Annotated in this window: 23 protein-coding genes; 21 read left to right on the top strand and 2 right to left on the bottom strand. The window is 68.1% G+C overall.

The genetic code is table 11. The features are described from left to right. The first annotated feature begins 10 nt into the window (after window positions 1–10). Window positions 11–262, top strand: coding sequence for a hypothetical protein (locus ACGFML_RS34305; protein ID WP_393549571.1), 252 nt, complete (start codon window positions 11–13; stop codon window positions 260–262). 21 nt (window positions 263–283) lie between these two features. On the opposite strand, the gene ACGFML_RS34300 is transcribed toward ACGFML_RS34305, so the two are convergent. Beyond that, on the bottom strand, window positions 284–886 hold the full coding sequence (locus ACGFML_RS34300) for a PolC-type DNA polymerase III (protein WP_393549570.1): 603 nt from the start codon (window positions 884–886) through the stop codon (window positions 284–286). Between the two features lie 112 nt (window positions 887–998). Here ACGFML_RS34300 and ACGFML_RS34295 point away from each other — a divergent pair, with 112 nt between their 5' ends. From ACGFML_RS34295 to ACGFML_RS34245, 11 genes are all read left to right on the top strand, one after another. Continuing rightward, on the top strand, window positions 999–1,631 hold the full coding sequence (locus ACGFML_RS34295) for a hypothetical protein (RefSeq protein ID WP_393549569.1): 633 nt from the start codon (window positions 999–1,001) through the stop codon (window positions 1,629–1,631). A gap of 11 nt (window positions 1,632–1,642) precedes the next feature. After that, window positions 1,643–1,855 carry a hypothetical protein gene (locus ACGFML_RS34290; RefSeq protein WP_393549568.1) on the top strand — a complete coding sequence of 71 codons (213 nt, stop codon included), beginning with the start codon at window positions 1,643–1,645 and terminating at the stop codon, window positions 1,853–1,855. Window positions 1,856–2,010: 155 nt separating this feature from the next. Further along, window positions 2,011–4,029 carry a 2'-5' RNA ligase family protein gene (locus tag ACGFML_RS34285; RefSeq protein ID WP_393549567.1) on the top strand — a complete coding sequence of 673 codons (2,019 nt, stop codon included), beginning with the start codon at window positions 2,011–2,013 and terminating at the stop codon, window positions 4,027–4,029. A gap of 251 nt (window positions 4,030–4,280) precedes the next feature. Next, window positions 4,281–5,582, top strand: coding sequence for a phage major capsid protein (locus ACGFML_RS34280; protein WP_393549566.1), 1,302 nt, complete (start codon window positions 4,281–4,283; stop codon window positions 5,580–5,582). Between the two features lie 82 nt (window positions 5,583–5,664). Next, window positions 5,665–5,940 (top strand): hypothetical protein, encoded by a 276-nt coding sequence (locus tag ACGFML_RS34275; RefSeq protein WP_393549565.1) that lies wholly within the window; start codon window positions 5,665–5,667, stop codon window positions 5,938–5,940. A gap of 134 nt (window positions 5,941–6,074) precedes the next feature. Further along, on the top strand, window positions 6,075–7,184 hold the full coding sequence (locus ACGFML_RS34270) for a hypothetical protein (protein ID WP_393549564.1): 1,110 nt from the start codon (window positions 6,075–6,077) through the stop codon (window positions 7,182–7,184). Between the two features lie 96 nt (window positions 7,185–7,280). After that, the gene (locus ACGFML_RS34265; RefSeq protein ID WP_393549563.1) at window positions 7,281–7,754 is read left to right on the top strand and encodes an IPT/TIG domain-containing protein; all 474 of its coding nucleotides are present in this window, start codon (window positions 7,281–7,283) and stop codon (window positions 7,752–7,754) included. Between the two features lie 127 nt (window positions 7,755–7,881). After that, complete coding sequence (locus tag ACGFML_RS34260) at window positions 7,882–8,358, top strand: hypothetical protein (protein ID WP_393549562.1); 477 nt, start codon at window positions 7,882–7,884, stop codon at window positions 8,356–8,358. Window positions 8,359–8,369: 11 nt separating this feature from the next. Next, the gene (locus ACGFML_RS34255) at window positions 8,370–9,230 is read left to right on the top strand and encodes a hypothetical protein (protein WP_393549561.1); all 861 of its coding nucleotides are present in this window, start codon (window positions 8,370–8,372) and stop codon (window positions 9,228–9,230) included. Window positions 9,231–9,245: 15 nt separating this feature from the next. Beyond that, window positions 9,246–9,578 carry a hypothetical protein gene (locus ACGFML_RS34250; RefSeq protein WP_393549560.1) on the top strand — a complete coding sequence of 111 codons (333 nt, stop codon included), beginning with the start codon at window positions 9,246–9,248 and terminating at the stop codon, window positions 9,576–9,578. A 1-nt stretch (window position 9,579) separates the two neighbouring features. Further along, window positions 9,580–10,110: a hypothetical protein gene (locus tag ACGFML_RS34245; protein WP_393549559.1), complete on the top strand. Its 531-nt coding sequence runs from the start codon at window positions 9,580–9,582 to the stop codon at window positions 10,108–10,110. Here the strand turns inward: ACGFML_RS34245 and ACGFML_RS34240 are convergent. Beyond that, window positions 10,070–10,309: a hypothetical protein gene (locus ACGFML_RS34240; RefSeq protein WP_393549558.1), complete on the bottom strand. Its 240-nt coding sequence runs from the start codon at window positions 10,307–10,309 to the stop codon at window positions 10,070–10,072. The two genes, ACGFML_RS34245 and ACGFML_RS34240, sit on opposite strands and share 41 nt — an antisense overlap. A gap of 128 nt (window positions 10,310–10,437) precedes the next feature. Here ACGFML_RS34240 and ACGFML_RS34235 point away from each other — a divergent pair, with 128 nt between their 5' ends. The 9 genes from ACGFML_RS34235 (at window position 10,438) to ACGFML_RS34195 (ending at window position 20,694) form a co-directional block, all read left to right on the top strand. After that, window positions 10,438–10,662, top strand: a complete 225-nt coding sequence (locus tag ACGFML_RS34235; protein WP_393549557.1) for a hypothetical protein — start codon at window positions 10,438–10,440, stop codon at window positions 10,660–10,662. Continuing rightward, window positions 10,662–11,090, top strand: a complete 429-nt coding sequence (locus ACGFML_RS34230; protein ID WP_393549556.1) for a hypothetical protein — start codon at window positions 10,662–10,664, stop codon at window positions 11,088–11,090. Before ACGFML_RS34235 ends, ACGFML_RS34230 begins: the two co-directional genes overlap by 1 nt. 207 nt (window positions 11,091–11,297) lie before the next feature. Further along, window positions 11,298–11,684: a hypothetical protein gene (locus ACGFML_RS34225; RefSeq protein ID WP_393549555.1), complete on the top strand. Its 387-nt coding sequence runs from the start codon at window positions 11,298–11,300 to the stop codon at window positions 11,682–11,684. A 215-nt stretch (window positions 11,685–11,899) separates the two neighbouring features. Beyond that, window positions 11,900–12,505, top strand: a complete 606-nt coding sequence (locus ACGFML_RS34220; protein WP_393549554.1) for a hypothetical protein — start codon at window positions 11,900–11,902, stop codon at window positions 12,503–12,505. A 100-nt stretch (window positions 12,506–12,605) separates the two neighbouring features. Continuing rightward, window positions 12,606–13,127 (top strand): hypothetical protein, encoded by a 522-nt coding sequence (locus ACGFML_RS34215; RefSeq protein ID WP_393549553.1) that lies wholly within the window; start codon window positions 12,606–12,608, stop codon window positions 13,125–13,127. Window positions 13,128–13,418: 291 nt separating this feature from the next. Beyond that, on the top strand, window positions 13,419–17,471 hold the full coding sequence (locus ACGFML_RS34210) for a hypothetical protein (RefSeq protein ID WP_393549552.1): 4,053 nt from the start codon (window positions 13,419–13,421) through the stop codon (window positions 17,469–17,471). Then, window positions 17,458–18,399 carry a hypothetical protein gene (locus tag ACGFML_RS34205; protein WP_393549551.1) on the top strand — a complete coding sequence of 314 codons (942 nt, stop codon included), beginning with the start codon at window positions 17,458–17,460 and terminating at the stop codon, window positions 18,397–18,399. The genes ACGFML_RS34210 and ACGFML_RS34205 overlap by 14 nt, the downstream gene beginning before the upstream one ends. Window positions 18,400–18,517: 118 nt before the next feature. Continuing rightward, a complete protein-coding gene (locus tag ACGFML_RS34200) occupies window positions 18,518–19,495 on the top strand; it encodes a hypothetical protein (protein ID WP_393549550.1) in 978 nt (325 codons plus the stop codon). After that, window positions 19,495–20,694 (top strand): hypothetical protein, encoded by a 1,200-nt coding sequence (locus ACGFML_RS34195; RefSeq protein ID WP_393549549.1) that lies wholly within the window; start codon window positions 19,495–19,497, stop codon window positions 20,692–20,694. Before ACGFML_RS34200 ends, ACGFML_RS34195 begins: the two co-directional genes overlap by 1 nt. The last annotated feature ends 52 nt before the right edge of the window (window positions 20,695–20,746 follow it).

Genomic DNA, 20,746 nt, shown 5'->3' with positions numbered 1-20,746 from the left:
GGAGAGCAGGATGCCACTCACCGTCACCGGCACATTCGACGACGGGTCTGCATACCAAGTGCAGGTCACCGGGGATGCGGACCGGCCGGTGGTCGGCTCCACCCGCGCGGCGGCCCTCGTTCAGCTGCACTTGGGCGAGTCGATCCCGCTGACGCCGACGGGGCCACTGCTCACCGCGGCAGGAGACGATCAGCACGCTGTCCTCGCCGTCCTACGCAGGTACAGCCGCGTCCTCGGAACCCGTGGCGCGGCGCACCACTGACCCCGAGATCCACGCGGCGGGTCACCACAAGGTGAGGCCCGGCTCCGGCTCGGGGGCTCCCGGGAGGCTGGGGGGCACGGCTGCCGTTACGACCTGATCCCATGTCTCGTAGCCCTTGGCCATGATGATGAGGAGCTGCGCCGTGGCGAAGGCGTCGAAGGTCGCCCTGTGCCGCTGTGCGGGAGCCTGGCTCAGGTCGGGCTTCAGGTTGTCGATGAGGTCGTCCAAGCTGTAGCCGGGCAAATCCGGAAACGTGGCCCTGGCCAGTCGCAAGGTGTCCAGTACCCCAGACGGCTGCCACATGGGTAGGTGTGCCTTCAGGGCTCGGTAGTCGGTGTGCGCGTTGTGCGCGCAGACCCAGGACGCGCCAAGGAATGTGTGCACCTGGGGGGCAACCTCCGCCCAGGAAGGTGCGCCGACCAGCGCGGCATTCGTCAGGCCGTGGACACTGGTTGCGAAGGGCGTGACGGGTCGCTCTGGCCGTACGAGCCACGCTTTCGCACTCGCTTCGTCGGCCGCGCCGACGCGGATAGGTAGGGCGGCGACCTCGACGAGGTCTGGCGGGCTGGTCCCGTTGCCTTCCGTGTCGATCACGAGCAGCGCAGGCCAGGAAGTGAAGTCCACAGGGGAAGTCGTAGCACTCCTCACCGGCGCCGTGGGCGTGGCTCGCACAATTGGCAGCTCCCTGGCGGGAAGCGCGGGACGCTAACTGGTCCTGTTCTCCATCCTGCGCCGCGTGACCAGATACGGATTCGCCATCAAGGCACTCCCCAAGGGCGGCAAGCCGTTCGGGGACGACGACGAAGACCAGGACCAGGACACTCCCGCCGGGGAGGGGGCCGATGTCGGCGCGGCCCCGGATGTGGCCGATCCGAGTGCGGGCCCGGCGGTCGAACCTGCCGAGGAAGTACCGGCCGACGCCGCAACCGGTGCCGGGCCCGACTCGGATGCCGGGATGGTCGAGGATGAGGCACCGGACGCTGCGGCGGAGGAGCCGACCGACGGCGCGGAGATACCCGAAGGCGAGTCTTCCGGGGATGCGCCGCCTGTCCCCGCGGACGATGCACGGCCGTGGTCCGGTGACATGTACGACGAGGGTGACGAGACCGACTCGGCCGCCGCGTTTGCTGCCTACAAGGGCGCCAACGGCGAAGAGGCATGGCTCGATCAGGCGCCAGACGGCACACTGACCGGGTGGGTCCGCGATTCCACCGGCCAGGTCTGGCGTTACACCGACCCGGACGTATGGGCCATCGACGTCGATGACGCACAGATGCCCCGAACCCACAGCCAGGCCAACGGAGATGGCGACGGTGCCGAGACCACCGACCACGGTGGACAAGACCCGTTGTTCCCACCGCAGAGTTAGGAGCCGTACCAGTGGAGCTGAACCGCCAGTCGTATCTGGCGCTGCTCAAGGAGGGCAAGGCCGCGTTCGCGGCGGGAGACCCCTCCAACGCCTGTCCATACGACCAGTACAGCGCCAGCCAAGAGCAGCAGTTCGGTGCTCGGTACTGGACTCAGGGGTGGGTCGCCGCGCGCACGGCAGTGGAGGCGAAGAACCCCGAGGCAGAGATCAGCGCAGGACAGTAGACGGACGAGCACGGCACGGTCCCGGCGGCCAACTGTTTACCCGCCGGAGGTTCCTCGCCGTGCCGACCGCCCCCACTTCCCGAGCTCCTGCGCCCCGCAAGGGCATCTGCAGGGCGATCTTCGCCGTCACAGGCGTCGCTGACGAAGTCGCGGACTTGATCGTTCCCGGCGCCTTCGCCCACACCCTGGCGACCAGGCCCGTGAAAACGGTCTGGCACCACGAGTGGAAGGAGCCCATCGGCGTCGTCCTAGAGATCGCCGAATGGCAGCCGGGCGACACCAGGTTCGCCGATATCCCGAGCTGGCCCACCGAGGCCGGGGCGCTCGTCGCGACGATCCAGTTCAACCTGCGCACGTCGAAGGGCCGCGACGTGTACGAGCAGGTGCGGCAGTGGCACACCCACGGCGAAGCCCAGTTCTCCATCGGCTACCGCGTACCGCCGAGCGGCGCGACGAAGCGCTCCGACGGCGTACGGGTGATCCACAAGCTCGACCTGTACGAGGTCTCCCCGGTTCTGCATGGCGCGCATCCCATGACCCGCTCGCTGGAGGTCAAGGCCGATCCCGGGTCCATCGAGCTGGAGCACAAGGCCACCGCGTCCAGCGGCCACATCGACGTCAAAGCCGCCGAGCAGCAGGCAGACCGTGGCGCCATGGTCGCGCTCTACGTTCCTGCCGGCACCGCCAGGAAGATCGCCCACCCGGACGGCACCGCCCCGAGGGACCTGCACATCACTCTGGCCTACCTCGGCGACGCCGACCAACTCCCTGGCCACCCCGACGACCTCGCCGGGCTCGTGGCCACAGTGCTCGACGGCGCTGAACCGCTCTCCGGGAAGATCGGCGGCGTCGGCCGCTTCCCCGACACAGGCGAAGGCGAGCCGGTGTTCGTGCCCGTCGACGTGCCCGGCCTGAGCGAACTCCGCGGACGGATCGTCAGCGCACTGGCCCTGTCGCCGCTGGCTGGAGTCATGCGCACCGACCACGGGTTCACTCCGCACATCACTCTTGGCTATGGCCTGCCGCCGGACACGGCGGCCGTGCCGCCCACACCCGTCACTTTCGACACCGTGCACGTCGTGCGCGGCCCAGACGCCACGCCCATCCGCCTTACCGGCCAGGCCCCCGACATCGACGACAGCGCGCCGGAGACCGGACCCGCGCAGAACGATCTTGGGATGCGGGCGAGCGTCGAAGCGAAGACCGCCCGTGCCGTTGTGCTCGAAGCCAAGGCCGCAGGCGGTATCGACAAGAACCGAGGCGACGCCGAGCAGCTTCGCCACTGGTACGTGCACGGCGAGGGCGGCGCCCAGATCTCCTGGGGCACCGCCGGGGACTTCGACCGGTGCGTGTCCATCGCCGGACGCCACATGAGCGCCGACAAGGCGAAGGGCTACTGCAACCTGCGACACCGCGATGCCACCGGCATCTACCCCGCCACACACGCCGCCGAGCACAAGAGCGCCCGCGCCGCTGTCCTCGAAGCCAAGTCCCGCATCCTCCCAGGAGCCACCGTGTCGCCGATCCAGCCATTGCCCGCGTCGTACGAGGAGATTCGAGACCGCGTAGCCGCCGCCACCCGCCAACTCCTCGCCACCGACGAAGGATCCTGGACTTGCGTCGAGGCGACCTACCCCGACCGCGTCATCGTCTCCGTCCATCAAGACGGCGCCAGTCCCGTCCATTACGCCGTGCCCTACGACGGTGCGAGCCCCGAGATATCCCTTGGCACCCCGCAGCCCGTCGAACTGACCACTGTGGTGATCCCCGACCAAGGGCCGGCACGCGAAGCCGACAGCAACGAGACCACACAGAGCCGTGTCGTCCGCCCGACCATGCGTGCCCTCGCTGACGCCACCGCCCGCATTCAGGCGGCCGACGACACCGAACAGCTTGAACCCGTCCGTACAACCGTCGGTGAACTCCTTGCCGCGCTCTCCGCCAAGGGCCTCGACATCGACGACGACAGCGAGGAGCCCACGACCGCGCCGTCCCCAATGGCGGGTAGCGGCGCCATCGACCTGTGGGACGACGACCCGTACGACGAACCGCACGGCGACGCACCCGCCGCTCCCGTGGTCCCCGACGACGAGGACGAGAGCGAGCAGGACGAGGACACCGTCCGGCTCGACGCCGACGAGGTGAAGGCCCAACTCGCTGCGATCCAGGGGTAACGACCGCGACTCAGCCCACCCCCAGATCGATGGGCCCGCCCACGCGACTCCCGGGGCGCCTCCCCACCCATCACAACAAAACAGCAGGTCAGAGCCCGCGTGCTGCCTTCCCTTGAGGTGTGGGGAACGGCAGCACGCGACGTTAACCACCCCCGCTCTCTCAAATGCCCCGCGTTGTCGGGTCGTCCCGGTGCTGGCCGGGCGAGCGACGCACGTCAACCGCACCCAGCATCAGGAGAGAGCACCCCGCAATGGCTGAGAACAAGAGCCTGATCAACAGCCTCAAGACCCAGCTCGCCGAGAAGTCCGCCGAAGCCGAGCGAATCAGCCAGACGTTCAAGGTGGAGGACAACGGCGGATTCGTCGTCAGCACCGAGCAGGCCGCCGCCTTCAAGAAGGTGTCCGCCGACGCAATGGAGCTCAAGCAGCTCATCGCCGACGCCGAAGGCATGGGCCAGGTCAAGCAGTACCTTGCCGCACCCGACTCCGTGCCCGCCGCGGGCCAGCACTACGGGCAGCGGTCACCAGGCGCCGTGGAGGGCAAGAGCCTCGGTGACCTATTCGTCGAGAGCGAGGCGTACAAGCAGGCGGCCCAGGCAGGATTCCGTGACCGCCCGTACGTGCGCGCTGAGATGGAGGGCAAGAGCATCTTCAGCCTGTCCGCCGGTAGCGTCACGCACCAGACCCTCGGCTCCGCGCAGAACCTCGGAATCGCCGAGCGCGAGTACCGCAAGTTCCACATCCGTGATCTGTTCCCCAAGAGCAGCACCAAGCAGGCCGTGCTGTACGGCGCCCGCGAGACCGGCTGGACGAACAACGCCAAGCAAGTGAAGGAACGTTACGGCGCCGACGGCACCAGCCCTGCCACCGGAGCGGACACCGACACCTGGGGCCGGGCGCCCCGCTCGAAGCTCTCGCTCGTCCCGGTGATGTACCCGGTCAGCGAGATCGCCCACCTGCTCGACGCCCACAAGAACATCCTCAGCGACGAGCCGCGCCTGAAGACCTTCGTGAACTCTCGGATGATCGAGGGCGTGAAGTACCAGGAGGACTGGGATCTCTTGCACAGCGTCGGCGACGGCCAGTCCCTGACCGGCATCTTCAACACCCCCGGCGTCCAGCAGTACACGGGGATCAACACCGACCAGTACAGCGTCCAGATCCGCCGCAGCATCACCAAGGCGCTGCTCGCCGAATACGACCCGACCGGAATCGTGTTGAGTCCGACCATGTGGGAGCACGTCGAGGTCGAGGAGGACAAGACCGGTGCCTTCCGCGTCGCGCTCCAGATCGCCGTCGGTGCGACCAAGCGTGTCTGGCGCCTGGACGTCGTCGAGACGACGGCGATGGCAGATGACAACTTCCTCATCGGCGCCTTCGGGTTGGGCGCCCAGCTCCACGACAGGGAGTCCGTGAGCGTCACCGTGTCCTCGGAGAACTCGGACAACTTCGAAAAGGGCCTGATCACGTTCCGCGCGGACGAGCGGGTGGCCCTGGAGGTCCCGCGCCCCGAGTCCTTCGTGATCGGCACCTGGACCCAGCCCGCAGGCTGACCCAGCTGAAGGGAGGCGCCGCCCGGCGCGGGTGGCGCTTCCCTCCGCACTCTTCTGCAAGACCTGACACAGAGGAACGCCGGTGACGAACAAGGAACTCGTCGGACTTGCCGCCGACTTGGATGCGCTGACCCAAGCCCCAGCCGCGCGGAAGGGTCCTCCGTGCAGCGTCGGGTCCGTGCTGGCGTCGGTCGACGAGGAGACTGCGGCAACGCTGCACCGCATTCTCGACACTCGCACGGTCTCCTCCACCGCCATCGCTGAAGTTCTCAGCCAGCACGGCCGGGCGGTCACCTCCTACACCGTGGCCCGCCACCGCCGCCGCGGTGATGCCAACGGATGCCGGTGCGCGCGATGACCTTGACTAACGATCTGGAGGCTCTGCTCCAGCCCACTCCGGCAGAGCAGTCGGAGGCGAGCGAGGTCCTGCGCTCGCCGGCCCCCGCTCCACGCGGTTGGGAGGCCGGAGTCCGCTACGAGCCGGGCGGGACGATGGTCGTCACCGCCCCGGCGGCCGAGCAACCGCCGAATAGCGAAGCCGACTGGCGCGCCCGCGTCGAAGAACTCGGACTCGCCATCCCCGACGGCTGGAGGGTCCGCCTCGTCGAGGCCCGGCACGACCCGGCGGCCTGGCACCGTGACGCCCAGGGCGAAGACGCGGTTACCCGGCCGGTCTGGCGCTGCCGCTACGCCGTCGAACCCGCGGCACCCGCGTGGCTGTCAGCGGGCGATGTTGACGCCCTGGTCCGCGACGCGATGCGCCGCCGCCGCAAGCCCCGCACGGCCACCGACACGGCGGAGCGCGCCCTCGTCGTCGTGTACGCCGACGCCCAGGCCGGCAAGGTGGGCCGGGACGGCGGTACCCCGGAGCTGGTCGCAAGAGTTGCGGAGCGATTCGACCGGCTCGATGACCACATTCGGGACTTGAAGGCCATCGGCCAAGGGCCCACGGCGGCCTACTGGATGGATGCAGGGGACTGTGTCGAGAACTACGAGAACACCGGGCAGCAGCCGCACACCAACGACCTGACCATGACCGAGATGATCCGCGTCCACCGCCGGATCACCTTCGAGGGCCTGGACCGCCTCGCCGGAGGGTTCAGTCGCGTGGTCGCGGCAACGTGCGGCTCCAACCACGGCCGGGTCCGCCGCGGCCGCGAAGCCGTCGGCCCGCCAAGCGATGACTGGGGCATCGAGGTCATGTCGCAGATCGCAGATGCGTACGCCCATAACACCGACGCCTATGGCCACGTCTCCTTTGTCCTGCCGGAGCGGTGGCGGGAGGCAGTGAGCCTAGATGTCGCCGGCACCACCGTGGGCCTCGCGCACGGCCACCAGTACCCCCGCCCGGACAAGGCCGGAGACTGGTGGAAGTCACAGAGCTTCGGCCGTCAGGCCATCGCGGACGCCGCCATCTTGATCACGGGCCATTTCCACCATTTCCGCGCTCAGCAGCTCGGGAACGGGCGGTTGCACATCCAGGCGCCGACCCTCGACAACGGCTCGGACTGGTACACAGCCCGGTCTGGTGAGGTTTCGTCCGCCGGGCTTCTCGTGCTCAGCGTGGGGCGGGACGGTTGGGATCATATGCGTCTGCTCTAACCGGCCAAGATCGGCCCTGCCACATCGGGCAGGGCGCGACCCAAGCCGACGTCGCCGCGCATCCTCCTCCGAAACCACATCCGGAGGAAGGACACCATGGGTCTGTATCGCCAGGACGGCACCCGCATCACGAAGGCAGCGTTTCCCGCGGCCGCGCTCGACGATCCGCCCGTGCGGGTCGCCGAAGACGTCTATGTCTCCGAACCGTATGGGCGTGGCGACGGGCAGCCCGAAGGCTCCAAGCGCTTCATGCTCTACCCGGCCGGGACGATCGTCCTGCGCTCCGCCGTCGATCGCCTGTTCGCCGCGGCGGCCATCACCAGCATCAGCCCCGCCAAGGGCCCGTCGGCGGGCGGCACCACCGTCACGATCAAGGGCGCCAGCCTCGACGGAATCAGCGCAGTCACGTTCGGTGGCGCCGCTGGCATCGAGCTGCATTTGCGCTCTTCCACCGAGTTGACCGTGAAGACGCCACCCGGCGAAGGGGCCGTGGCCATCGAGCTCGCCGACGACAGCGGCACCGTCTCCAATGCCAACGGCTTCACCTACGAGGCCCCTGCCGAAGGGTGACTGGCGGCACGGCGGGAGCCCGCGTGAAACGAGCCCCGTCGTGAGCCGCGACCGGACAGCGCGACACAAGCCAACCCCTTGGGGCAGGGTGCGCGCGATCGGACCGACACCGCTTGAGGAGCCACACATGGCCACCACTGCCCGCACCCGCAAGACAGGCGCGAAGGCGACCACCGAAGAAACCCCGGCCGAGGCGACCGGCACCGAGGCCGACACGCCCGACGCCAACTCGGCGCCCGCCACACCGGATGCTGCGCCGCTGGAACCGCCGCACGTCGACGAGGCCCCCGAGCCCCCGGCGCCGAGCCCTTACGTCACGCCGACCGAGGTCATCCCGGACGACGAGAACCTGTCTGACGTCATCCTCGACGACGCCACCGGCCAGCCCCCCGCGGAGGTCGACGCTGTGTTCGTGCCGCTCACCCCATTCGGGTCGACCCTCCAGTGCACCGTCCGCCTCGTCGAGCGCACCTTCCTCGGGCCGCACCGCAACCCCGTCACCCGGCTCCTCCAGCCCAAGGGGGCTGTGGTCTCCGAGGCCATCGCCGCCCGCATCCGCGAACGCCTCTCCGCGCAGGCCGCGCGCACCGGCAGCAACAAGTAGGGAGACGACGGGTGTCGGTCTACGACCACAAGCCCGTGTGGGCCGGGGCACACTACGACCCGGCCTCGGCCGGCGGTGAGGTGACACGCCTCGACCTGTACGCCACGCCCGAGCGCGACGGGCCAGTGGTCGCCTCGACCGCACCCGCCGCCCGCCTTCGCGCCGGGGTGTACCGCTTCGATGTCCCCGTCGTCGCACCAGGCCGCTACTGGGGTGCAGTCACCTTCACCCCCAACGCGGCCGCGCAGCCCGTCACGGACACATCCGTGCGCCTCGACCTCCCCACGAGCCAGGGACTGGTCGGCTCCCCTGAAGCGGTCGCCGACGCCCTCGGGGTCCCGCTCCCGCTCTCCTCCGCCCAGCGCGGCGCGTATGAGGAGGAGATCCGCAACGCACAGGCCGACGTCGCCGCGTACCTCAACCGGCCCCTGGTCCCGACCGCGACGACGCTGCGCGCCGTCACGCCCTACTGGACGGATGCGCTCGACGACATCGACGCATGGCCGGCACTCCTCGACGACATTGCCGAAGTGATCACCTACCGAGCCAACCCGGACGGCACGTATGACGTGGATCTCCTCGTCGGTCTGAACGGTGCCCAGGAGGAAACGGTGGTGCGGTACGTCGTCGCGCATGCCGCCGAGTCGGTCCGGCAACGCCCCGATCAGAGGGGTCCGGGCCGCCGGGTGTCCTCGGTGAGCGCAGAGGGGCAGTCCATCTCGTACGAATCCGCGCCCACCACGGGGCAGGCAGGCGCCCTGCCCACGATTAACAGCCTCAATAGGCTGCGTCGGCTCGTGTTCCAGCCGCTGTCGCGGCCGCCGCGTGCTCCGTGGCCGTACTCGTCCGGTCGCCTGCGGCGCTGGCGCTGACAGGAAGGGGAAACCGTGGCGGTCGTCCTCCCTAATCGGCGGCTGACGCTGTACCCACTCGGTCACCCGTGGGCCCGAGACGCGAACGGCGTCCCGGTGCCCCCGGATCCGAGCCGGCGGCCCGAGTCGCGGGGCACCTGGCCCGGCTCCGCGCTGGAGCAGCCGGACGGCATTTGGTCCTTGCGTCTGGACCTGGCGGCTTGGCCCGTGGAACCCGGCGACGTGGTGGGCGACGAGACCGGCATGACGTGGACCGTCACCACAGCACGCGATCACCGCGTGCCCGGTTGCCCGGCCGTCGACTACGTGCAGGCCACTGCCACTCGTAATCCGCCGGAGGTGCCCTGAGTTGGCGAAGTTCACGCCGAACCCCGGGCTGGAGGCGATGCTGGTGCGGATGATCGCCCCGCACGTCCAGCGCGTCGCCCACCAGGTCGAGGTCGAGGCCAAGCGGCTGGCCCCACCCACGAAGCGGTGGGTCACGGTGGCGGACGACAAGGTCCGCCCCACCCACGCTCAGGCACAGGGCCAGGTAGTGCCGGGCAACTTGCGCTTCACGATCAACAGCATGGACTGGGACCGCAAGCACCGCGGTGTCGGCCCGAACACGTACATGCTCCAGCCCCGCGACCAGTCGTCCCGCGCTGTCGCGAACTTGAAAAACTGCCGCTGCACCACGGCAATCGACCCCGAAGGTATCGCCCGGAACATCAGCACCGGCATACCAATCATCACCGGCAAGAAGGTCACCGTGACCGTCACCGCCCGAGGCCCGATGGTCGTCGAAGCCGAAGTGGGCACCGTCTACCCCGGCAACCTGATGGCCGACGGAAAGCACTTCATGGCCCGCGCCACAGCGGTCGTAGCCGCGCGTCGCTGACCTGCAGTTGGGCCGGGACTCCCCTGCTCTCACCGGACGCATCGGCCATCCAGACGAACAGGTCGGCCAAGCCCGCCTCGCGCCCCGTGCCGGCATTTTGACCGGCATGCACGCAGAAATCGAGCTGTGCCAGCACGGCGTCCAGTGCCACGGCCTGCTCCACTGCCGCGCCGGAGCGCGGATCGTTCTCCGAATCCATACCCCTACATCTCCCCAGCCGCTGAAAGCGTTTAGTGGCGGCCGCTTCCCCACCCTTGAGGGGTGTCGCGTAATCACCCTCAAGCGACTACGCGACGCAAACCGTGCCCGCCACACACAGTGCGCGCCATGACTACGAAGAACCTCTCCAAGACCACGGAACCGGAGACCCGGGACACCGTGGCAAAGACCACCCCCACCAACTCCGCCGCCGTGCGCGTCCCGATGGAGACGATCACGCTGTCCAACCATCTCCGGATTGAAGGCACCGACTACCTGCCAGGCGCCCAGGTCCGTGTGACCGCCGACTACGCACGACGCCTGCGGCTCCAGGGCTACGTCGCCCGCACCTGATGACATCAACATTCGAGCTCGCCGACGCCGATCCAGTCTCCTCGGTCCTCGCGTGGCTCCAGCAGCACCCGCGCGTGGCCGAGGCCCTGGGCGGGCCCGGCCGCGTGTCCGGGATTTCCGAAGCCCCGTGGCCTCACCTGCGCGTCACCCACGGGCCCGGCGGAGGCCTGCGCACTCTGACGTGGGCAACCGAGCCCGAGGTGACGCTGGAGATGTACGGCGACCCCGGCGGCTGGCCGGGACAAGCCGAGCTGCGGCGGATGATCCTCCTGTGCGCGGCCGCGGCCACCGAGCTACCCGACGCCCCCCACACGTCGGGCCAGCCCGTAATCAGCGGCGTCCGCCCCTCCGGCACGCTCCTGTGGTCCCCGCTCGTCGACGGACAGCCCCGCTGGCTCCTCGGTCTGCTGGTTACCCTGCATCCGTAGGTAGCTCCACAGGAATCATGTCCTCGTTAACGATTAGTGGCCGTTCAGCCAAGCACGCGCGCCCGTGGTGAAGCGCTGTGTAGCGAGCACCAAGGACTGATGCTCCCCTTGAGGAGTGGCCTGCGACCCGTCCGGCAGTCGTATGTCTACGCTCCCACCGTGCAATCGACTGGCGACTGCATATAGGGCCAGCTGCAGGTATCTGGCGTGCTCTTCTATCTCGGCAGCCAGAGCAGCGATGTGATCAGGCCCTTCGAGCTGCACGACAGCGACCGCATTCAGAACGACTTCGGTATCTACGCTGGCACGGGCATCCGCAGCACGTTGCCGCTGTTCATCGCTCCATTGATTGCGCTCGGCATCGGCATCGTCTCTCGTCAGAAGCCGCACAGTTCCTGCCCTGTCCTGGCCGACAGTGCGGCTCTCGAACGGCTGCGCCCCCGGCGCCACGGCCATTGCGAAGGTGTGCGCAGCAGCGCGAAGGCTTGCGTACGCGTCGCGTTGGTGCTGCCGGCGGATGACATCGACTGGGCCGCGGTGAGCTCCACGCGCCTGTGCACGCCCTGCAGTGTAGGCAGCCCCCGCAGCGAATAGAGCGGTGGGGGTGGTGATAATCGCGGCTATCACTGCAGAGTCCATGTCTGGTGATCCTTCCGCAACAACCACGGTTTCGGCCTCCAGTTCCACCCATTCCGGCATTCGAAGTCTTTGCAAGGCCCACTGTGCTCCGATGCAGCGCGCGACGTTAACACCTTGCTCTCCCCAAGGTTCCGGGGCCCGATCACCGGACCCCCAGGGAGAAGCCCGTCATGGCAGGCGAGACCGCCAACAACAACCAGATCGTCATTCCCTCGCTCACCCGCGTGTGGCTGGCAGCGGTCGGCACGAATGCGCCGGCCGACGCCACCGCAGTGATGCCCGACGGCTGGCGCCCCGTCGGTCTCACGACCGAGGATTCGCTCAAGTTCAACAACGAGCCCAACTTCGAACAGGTCCGCAGCGCTCAGTCCTCGTACCCCACCCGCACGTTCCAGACGCAGGATGCCTCGACGATCGAGGTCGATCTGCAGCAGTGGTCGGGCCCGAACTTCCAGGCCGTGTACGGCGGTGGCGACATCGTCGAAGTCACCGCTCAGGATTCCAAGAAGCACTACAAGTTCACGCCTCCGCGCATCGGCGGCCGCACCGAGATCGCCGCGTGCATCGAGGTGGTGGACGGCGGCAAGCACTACCGCTACATGGTCCCGCGTTCCATGCAGATGGAGGGCGTGAACACCGAACTCGCCAAGACGAAGGAAGCAGTGCTGCCCCTGCGCCTGGCTGTGCAGGGCGGCGACGACTCCGATGCCTGGTACGTCATCACCGACGACCCGAGCTTCGCCCCGCCCGTCGTCACCCCGCCGTCCGGCGGCTGACCTCTCGCGGCAGCGCGCGACGCAAGGCCCACGGGCTTGCCAGTGTCCGCGCGCTGCCGCACTTGCGACTCAGCCCGCACACACGAGAGGCCCGCCCTTCATGTCCTTCGTCATCGACCTCGACGCCGCCGAACGTCGGGAGGTCCAGTACCCCCACGGCATTCCGGTGAAGTACCGCGAGGAGCAGTTTCTCTACCCGGCCGAGCTGCCCGCAAAGGCGCTCGACCCGCTGCTCTCTGAGAAGTTGGATCTCGTCGGCCTGCTCCGCGACGTCATCGAGGCCAGCGAGAACCCGACGGCGTCCGTCGTCATCGACCTGATCTTCAAGCGTCCCCACCTGCCGCGACAGTTCGTCGACGCGATCTACGAGGTGCACCGCATCCTCCTCGGCAAGGACGAGTACGAGCGGTTCGAGGTGCTGGGCCCCTCCCTCCCCGCGTACGTCCGCCTCACCATGGGTCTGATCAAGGTCTATGGGGTTGACCTGGGAAAACTCTTCGGACTGGGCGCCTCCTCCGAGAGCGATGGGGAGACGTCGAATCCGACCTCAGCCGATTCCACCACGGGCTCGACGCCCGAGGAATCTGGCGGCAGCCAGGAGAGCCCGGCTTCATCGGACTGAGGCGTCTGATCGTCCTGATCGACGGCCTCCCCGAGGAGTCCCGTGTTCAGTCCGCCCAGATAGCCGGGTGGACCAAAGAGACGGAGCTCCTGGCTCAACTGATCGAAGAGGTCAGCATCCTGGCCGCCGACCGGCGACGTGAAGAACCGACGTCCATCCCTCGCCCGTACAACCCCGCCGACGCCACTGCCCAGCGGCCCGGCACGCAGCCGCAAAAGCAGCCCCCCGTCCCGACATTGACGGGGCACCGGCAGATGCTCGCGGCCGCGATGCAGAGAGGAATGGTCCGCAGTGGCTGAGGGCCTTCAGGCTGGCCGCCTTGACGTGCCGGTGGTCGCCGACCTTGCCGGATTCGCGCGTGAACTGCGCACGAAGGTCGAGACGGCCGCCGAGGGCCTGGCCGTCAAGGTCAAGGTCAAGATCGACTCCAAGGGTCTGCGCAAGAAGCTCGAAACCGCCGTCAAAGAGGCGTCGAAGGGGGTCAGCGCCAAGGTCAAAATCAAGGTCGACGACCGGCGGCTCCGCACCGAGCTGGACAACATCGCCCAGCGCATCGCCGGTACGGACGTCCGCGTTCCCGTGCGGCCCGACAGCGACTCGGACAGCCACAGCCGTAGCGGCGGCCTGCTGTCGGGCGTGCGTGATCTGATCCGGGGCGCGCAGGGCGAAGCCGACCGCACTCCGGTCAACGTGCCGGTGCGGATGCGGATGCCGCGCGGTCGCGGGCAAATGCGGATGCTCGGCATCGGCTCACTGCTTTCCCTCGCCCAGCCCGCTGTCGCCGCGCTCACCCAGTACGGCGCTGGACTGACCGCACTCGTCTCAGCGGCCGCTCCAGCTGTCGGCGTCCTCGGAGCGATACCCGGCCTGATCGTCGCGGCCGGCACCGCCGCGATCGGCACGAAGATCGCTTTCTCCGGGTTCGGCGAGGCGTTGAAGCAGACCCTCAAGGCCCAGCAGCAAGCCGCCTCCGGCGCCAAGCAGACCAAGGTCCAGCAAGAGGCCCTGGCACAGTCCCTCAACGGGCTGGGCGCCTCTGCTCGGAAGTCCGTCACGACGGTCGCCAGTCTGAGCGGCGCGTGGCGCAAGATGCGAGAGAGCGTGCAGGAACGCTTCTTTTCGCAGGTCGCGGACGAGATCAAGCCGCTCTCATCCTCGGTGCTACCGCTGCTGAAGGACTCCCTCGGCGACACCGCTGGCCAGATGGGCTCCCTGGCCAAGCGCGGCGCGCAGTTCATGCAGACCGGCCCATTCCGCTCCGACTTCAAGAAGATCGCGTCCACCAACAGCACTGCCATCGGCCACATGACCAATGGGGTCGCGAACTTGGGCCGGGCGAGCCTCGACTACCTGGTGGCCTCCGGCCCTTTCGTCGAGCGCGTCAGCAGTGGCGTTGAGAGGTTCACGCAGTGGACGCGGGCCTCCGCCCAGGCAGGACGCGAGACCGGCTCCCTGGCCAAGTTCCTCGACCACGCCGGGGACAAGGCCGCGCAGCTCGGCCGCTCCAGCTGGGACCTTGTCAAGGGCCTGGGTGGCGTAGGCAAGGCCGCGCAGGACTCCGGGAACGCGCTGCTCGACGGGTTCGAGGGCACCATGACCCGCTTCAAGCGGTGGGCGAACTCGGTCAAGGGTCAGACGTCGATGAAGCAGTTCTTCTCCGACGCCGGGCCGACTTTCCACGAGTTGAACCGCCTGGTGGGGGACTTCTTTCGCGGTCTGGGCCGGGCCGCGAAGGACAACGGCGTCACCGATCTGGTTCGGCAGATCCGGACCCAACTGATGCCGGCGCTCGGCTCTTTCTTCGACAGCATCGGGCACACCATAGGTCCCGCGCTCATCAGCTTGGTCTCCAACCTGGCCACCGCGATCGGGAACCTATCGGCCGCAGGAAGCGGGCTCGGTGTCCTCCTGATGGCCTTCAACGGGCTGCTTCACGTCTTCAACTCGCTGATGAGCGTGGTCCCCGGCGCGAACACCGTGTTGGCCACGCTGCTCGGCACGATGCTCGCCCTGAAGGTCGTCACCGCGGTGTCGACCATGCTGCGCGGCTTCGGCACGTCGATGGCCGCTGCCGGCCGGTCCGCAACGTCGCTGGGCACCGTGATGCGCGGAACGCTCTCGCCCGGAGTGATCGGCCCGCAGGCCACCGTATGGCAGCGCATGGGCTTCGCCTATCGAGGCGCTGCTACCGAGGGCGGCCGCCTCTCCGGCACGTTGCGCGGGATCGGGGCCGCGAACCGGGTGGCCTCACGTGCCTTGGGCGGCATGGTGTCGGCCCTTGGCGGTCCGCTCGGCATCGCGATGGCCGGTGTGACGATCGGGCTCGGGCTCCTCGCCGCCAAACAGGAAGCCGCGGCGCGTGCGGCGGCCGCGCACGAGGAGCGCATCAGCTCGCTGGCGCAGGCCCTCGCGGACTCGAACGGGCAGATCGACGCGAACGTCAGGGCGCAGGCTGCCCAGTACCTCCAAGACGTCAAACTGTCGGACGGCAAGGGCAAGCTGGTCGACACGCTCCGCAGCGCCGACGTCAGCCTCAAGCAGGTCACGGACGCCTACCTCGACCAAGGCGGCTCCGTCGACGGACTGGAGAAGAAGCTCCGGACCCTCGCGAAGGAGACCGAGCGCTACGTCTCGATGGGGCCCAAGGCCGAAGTCCTGAAGATGACGCCTCAGGGCGAGAAGTACGAGGCAGCCGCCGACGCCCTGAAGGGCATGAGCGGCGAGCTGGACAAGTCGAAGACCAAGGCGAAGGAACTCAACGAGGCCGTCAACGGCACCGCCAGCACCGGCACGTCGGCGTACGACCGCCTGCAGTCTGCGGTGCAGGGCTTCAGCGACAAGACCAAGAGCGCGGACGAGCGGGTCGACAACCTACGGCGCGCCCTCGATGCCCTCAACGGCAACTCCCAGTCATTCCACGATGCGACAGCCCAGCTCAACAGCGTCTTGCTCCAGATCGACGAGACGATGAAGGGCAACATCGACAGGGCTGAAGGCTGGGGCAAGGCCCTCGTCGACAGCGATGGCCTGGTCAACACCGCCTCTCGCAACGGTCAGACCCTGAACGGTCAGCTCACGGAGCTGCGCGACTCGATGCTGGGTGTCGCCACCAAGGCGCAGGAGGCGGCGGAGCAGGGCCTGATGCCCATGTCCGAAGCGATGGACAAGGGGCAGGGCGCGATGGAGCGGGCTCGTGCGAAGGCCATCCAGCTCGCGACGGATATGGGCATCCCCAAGGCGCAGGCGAAGGCGCTCGCCGATCAGATGGGCTTCATCCCCGAGACCGTGACCACGCTGATGACGACCAAGGGCATCCCGGAGTCCACCGCCCAGGTCCTGGGGCTGCGCGGCAAGCTCGACAGCCTCGGCGCGGGCAAGTCGATCACCGTCAAGGCGCCGACGGGCGACGCGAGGAAGCAGCTGGAGCTTCTCGGGTTCAAGGTGACGGGCCTACCGGGCGGGAAGAACGTGCGGATCACCGCGCCGACGAAGGGTGCACGCGTCGACATCGGCGCCCTCGCGCGGGACATCGCGAACGCGCCGAATCGGAAGAACGTCACGGTCAACGCCATCATCAAGAAGGCGACCGGCGACCTGACGGCGATCCGGAACAAGGTCGCCGGCCTGCCGCCGGGCAAGAAACTGAAGATGGAAGCGCCGACACAAACGGCGCAGGGGATGATCAAGGATCTTGGCTTCAAGGTCAAGCAGCTCAAGGGCAAGAAGGTCGAGATCACCGCGCCTACAGGGTCGGCGACCTCTCAAGTCCAGGCAATCCAGCGAAAGATCAACGGCCTCACCGGCAAGACCGTCCACGTCACGATCCAGTACAGCACCAAGGGCAAGTCGTCCGTCTCCGAGCACGCAGAGGGCGGCATCGTCCGCTACGCCGAGGGCGGCATCCGGAGCATGGCTGGCAGGATCAAAGCCTTCGCCAACGGCAGCGAGCGGCACATCGCACAGATCGCGAAGGCTGGCGAAATGCGGCTGTGGGCGGAGCCGGAGACCTATCCCGGCGAGGCATACATCCCCCTGGCGCCGTCGAAGCGCGCACGGTCCGCGGCGATCCTCGACACAGTTGCCCGCTACTTCGGTGGGACCGTCGTCTACCCAGACGACGCCCGCGGAGCCACGCCGTACGCCAACGGTGCTGTGGCCCTCAACCGGGGCATCCGCGCGGCTGCGCCCCGTGCCTCCACGTCGCAGGCCGTCAGCTCGTCACTCGTTGGCGGGGACCTCAACCTCACGATGACCGGCCGCCCTATGAGCCCAGGAGAGGCACTGACCGACGCGATGTTCGAGCTGCGCCGCATACGCCGAGGAGGTGCCCATGTCGCTGGCTGAAGGCGAGTGGAAGTTGACGTACAGCGCCAACGGGGTGCACCCCGGCGCCTCGTTCACGTTCGGCACCCTCCGGTCGGGCTACTACCTGCTGGAGGCACACGAAATCGCGTACGGCGACACCGACACGGGCGACACCCCGTTGCCGCGCGCGGACGGCATCCGGTTCGGGCAAGACTTCAAGGCCGCCTCCACCATCACCTTCGAGGTCGGCGTTGACGCCGTCGACGACTCGTCCACCCAGCAGGGCCGCCACGGCGCGAACCTGGACCGGCTGTCTCTAATGGGACAGGTGTGGGATGCCGAGGCTCTGCGCCTGCGCTTCGCGACCCCGGCAGTGCTGTCGACCACGCAGGGCGGCCGGGCCCGCCGGTTCTACGGCCGCCCCCGGAAGTGGGCGCCCGCCGAGTCAAAGCTCACCAGACAGGGCTACACGCCCGTCGTGTGCACCTTCGCGTGCCAGGACGACACCGCGTACGACGACGTCGAGCAAAGCGCCCGCGTCGACATCCAGCCCCCGCCGCACCGCGGGCTCGTCGGCCCGCTGACGACACCGCTGACGATGACCGGCGAGAGCAGCGGCAAGGTCGCCGGGGACGTCACCGTGGGCGGCACCAAGGCGACATGGCCCGTCATCACCTTCTACGGTCCGATCACCCAGCCCGTGTGCGAAGTCGTCGGCCGCTGGAAGGCGTCCCTCAACCTCACCCTGGGCCCCGGGGAGCGTGTCGCCATCGACACCCGGCCGTGGGCACGGACGGTGCTGCGTAACGGCAACGCGTCGGTGGCGGGGCTCCTCTACCGCGGCACGCCGCGACTCGAAGACATGCGGCTCCCCATCGGCCGGCAGGACTTCGTGCTGCGTGGCACGGACTCCACCGGCACTGCGTACATGACCGTCGCGTGGAGGGATGCGTACGCGTACCTGTAGCCGCACCCGCGGGGGTGTTGCCAATTGTCAACATCCGATCTTGGTCTAGGGCGCGACGTAAGGCCCCGCCCAGAGCGACAGTCCGCTGCCAGATCAACGAGCAGCGGAGGTAGACGAGATGCCGTGGGACAGCGTGCCCTGGTTCACCGAGGGCGGGGCCGAGCACAGCTCCGAGGTGGCTCGCTTGCTGGCGTACGCCGCATTCGGCGGAGCCGAGGGCGTGGTGGGGTCCGCAGACCTCCAGGTGAGAGCTCTCGGCACCCCTGCGGCTGCCGTCCAGATCCGCACCGGCGCCTGCGCCATCATCAACCGGGCCCAGGGCGGCGCCTACCAGGCGTACGCCGCCCGGCTGCCCGTCGCCGACCAGGTGCCGATCGCCGCGACCGGGGTCTCCGCCCGCTCGGACCTGATCGTCGCGCGCATCGAGAACCCCTACTCGTATGGCGAGACGTGGCCCAACCCGTCCGATCCGAAGGTGGGCCCGTACGTCTACACCCGTGTGATCAGCGGCGTCCCGAAGACGACGACGAGCGTGCGGCAGGTGCGCAGCTCGGACTCCGCCATCGCGCTCGCCCGCATTGACATCCCTGCGAACACCACCAGTGTCACGCAGGCCATGATCAAGGACTTGCGCACGATGGTCGCGCCTCGCCGGGACCGCAGGCTCTACACCGCTTTCCCGGGCACCCTGTCGACGCTGACGTACTCCGACAACAAGTGGCACAACTGGCCTGGCGAACCTGCCAAGTGGGACATCACCGTTCCCGAATGGGCGACTCGTCTGAAGATCGTGACGACCATCGCGGGCCTTCGGATGACGAAGTCAGACGTCTACGCCTCGATGCAGAACGTCTTCGGGACGATCCAGGGTCAGAACACGGTGATCGATGACAACACCGGCACGCCAACCCGGCGACAAACAGTGGTCATCGCCGACAACATGAATATCTCCAGCGCGCTGCGCGGCACCACCCAGCGCCTCTACCTCCAGACGTACATGAGCAAGATCGAGACCGGTGATCTCTCGGTGGACGGCTCCACCTCGATCGTCGCCGACCTGGAGTTCGTGGAGGCCCCGGACGAGGAAGAGATCTGATGCCGTCGGGTTGGCGGTTCATCGCCCAACGCGCGCTACACGAGGAGATCTTGGACTGGGATGTCCCGTTCGCGCTCAACAGCAACCCCAAGCGCGACCTCTCCGGCCCTGGCGCTATGGCCGGCACGATCGAGCCCGAGTACGCGCGGATGCTCGGCCCGGACAAGAAGCCGATCCTTCAGGAGTGGGACACCAAGCTCTACCTGGAGATCGACGGGGTGATCCGGTGGGGTGGCGTCGTCACGAAGACGGCGTACAACGGGCCGCAGGCGAGCGTCCAGTGCGAGGGCCTCTCGTGCTATCCCCAGGGCATTCCCTTCGAGGACTACATGGTGTCCGGCGCCCTCATCACTCCGAAAGACCCGTACGCCGGCAAGGACAAGAATCATGACGGCTGGGTCGACGGCAAGAAGGGCAAGCAGCGCGTCCCGGACCCGCCGAAGCCCTACGGCGGCACGAGGATCGACGTCTACGACGCGTTCCGCAAGATCTGGGGCCATGTCCAGGGGAAGCCGTACGGCAACATCGGCCTGAAGATCGACACCCACAAGCTCGGCGAACTCCTCGGCACCAGCGACGGCAAGGACCCCTGGGAACTTGCCTGGTGGGACAACCCTGACTGTGGGCAGACCCTCGACACCCTGACGAACACCACCCCGTTCGACTGGATCGAGACGCATGCCTGGTCCGGGTCCGGCAACACCATCGAGCACCGCCTCCGGCTCGGCACCCCGCGGCTCGGAAGAAAGAGGTCGGACCTGCGGTTCGCCGACGGGGAGAACCTGATTGCCATCGCCAAGCCCGAGGGTATGGGCGACGACTACGCAAACGAAGTCGTCATCCTCGGTAAGGGTGAAGGCCGCAAGATGGCGCGCTCCCAAGTCCACCGCTACGACGGCCGTCTGCGCCGCGTCGCGACCGTCACAGACAAGACACTCTCCTCGGCCAAGGCCCTGAGCACCCGCGGGCAACAAGAGCTTGCCGGCCGCACGCAGGCCCTCCAGATCCCCGCCATCCAGGTCATCGACCACCCCAATGCCCGGCTGGGCGACTGGCAGCTCGGCGATGACATCCGCGTCCAAGTGCACGTCCCGTGGGTGGGCGACGTCGACGTGTGGCACCGCATTGTCTCCGACGAGATCAGCGCGGACGGCACCGTGGTCCTCACCCTGAAGCGATCCGACTCCTTCCATTACTGAGCGTCGGGAGTAGCGCGCGACACAAAGCGCCGAGGGGCCGCAGCATCCCGCG

The sequence above is a fragment of the Streptomyces sp. NPDC048650 genome (assembly GCF_043199095.1).
Classification (GTDB): Bacteria; Actinomycetota; Actinomycetes; order Streptomycetales; family Streptomycetaceae; genus Streptomyces.
The sequence above is the reverse complement of the archived record's forward strand: the minus strand, read 5'-3'. Positions and strand labels throughout refer to the sequence as shown.

Bases quoted from the DNA above. Each gene is read 5' to 3' on its own strand.
- ACGFML_RS34305 (WP_393549571.1), top strand. From the start codon at position 11: ATGCCACTCACCGTCACCGGCACATTCGACGACGGGTCTGCATACCAA.
- ACGFML_RS34280 (WP_393549566.1), top strand. From the start codon at position 4,281: ATGGCTGAGAACAAGAGCCTGATCAACAGCCTCAAGACCCAGCTCGCC.
- ACGFML_RS34270 (WP_393549564.1), top strand. From the start codon at position 6,075: ATGGTCGTCACCGCCCCGGCGGCCGAGCAACCGCCGAATAGCGAAGCC.
- ACGFML_RS34265 (WP_393549563.1), top strand. From the start codon at position 7,281: ATGGGTCTGTATCGCCAGGACGGCACCCGCATCACGAAGGCAGCGTTT.
- ACGFML_RS34260 (WP_393549562.1), top strand. From the start codon at position 7,882: ATGGCCACCACTGCCCGCACCCGCAAGACAGGCGCGAAGGCGACCACC.
- ACGFML_RS34240 (WP_393549558.1), bottom strand. From the start codon at position 10,309: ATGGATTCGGAGAACGATCCGCGCTCCGGCGCGGCAGTGGAGCAGGCC.
- ACGFML_RS34235 (WP_393549557.1), top strand. From the start codon at position 10,438: ATGACTACGAAGAACCTCTCCAAGACCACGGAACCGGAGACCCGGGAC.
- ACGFML_RS34230 (WP_393549556.1), top strand. From the start codon at position 10,662: ATGACATCAACATTCGAGCTCGCCGACGCCGATCCAGTCTCCTCGGTC.
- ACGFML_RS34220 (WP_393549554.1), top strand. From the start codon at position 11,900: ATGGCAGGCGAGACCGCCAACAACAACCAGATCGTCATTCCCTCGCTC.
- ACGFML_RS34215 (WP_393549553.1), top strand. From the start codon at position 12,606: ATGTCCTTCGTCATCGACCTCGACGCCGCCGAACGTCGGGAGGTCCAG.
- ACGFML_RS34205 (WP_393549551.1), top strand. From the start codon at position 17,458: ATGTCGCTGGCTGAAGGCGAGTGGAAGTTGACGTACAGCGCCAACGGG.
- ACGFML_RS34200 (WP_393549550.1), top strand. From the start codon at position 18,518: ATGCCGTGGGACAGCGTGCCCTGGTTCACCGAGGGCGGGGCCGAGCAC.
- ACGFML_RS34195 (WP_393549549.1), top strand. From the start codon at position 19,495: ATGCCGTCGGGTTGGCGGTTCATCGCCCAACGCGCGCTACACGAGGAG.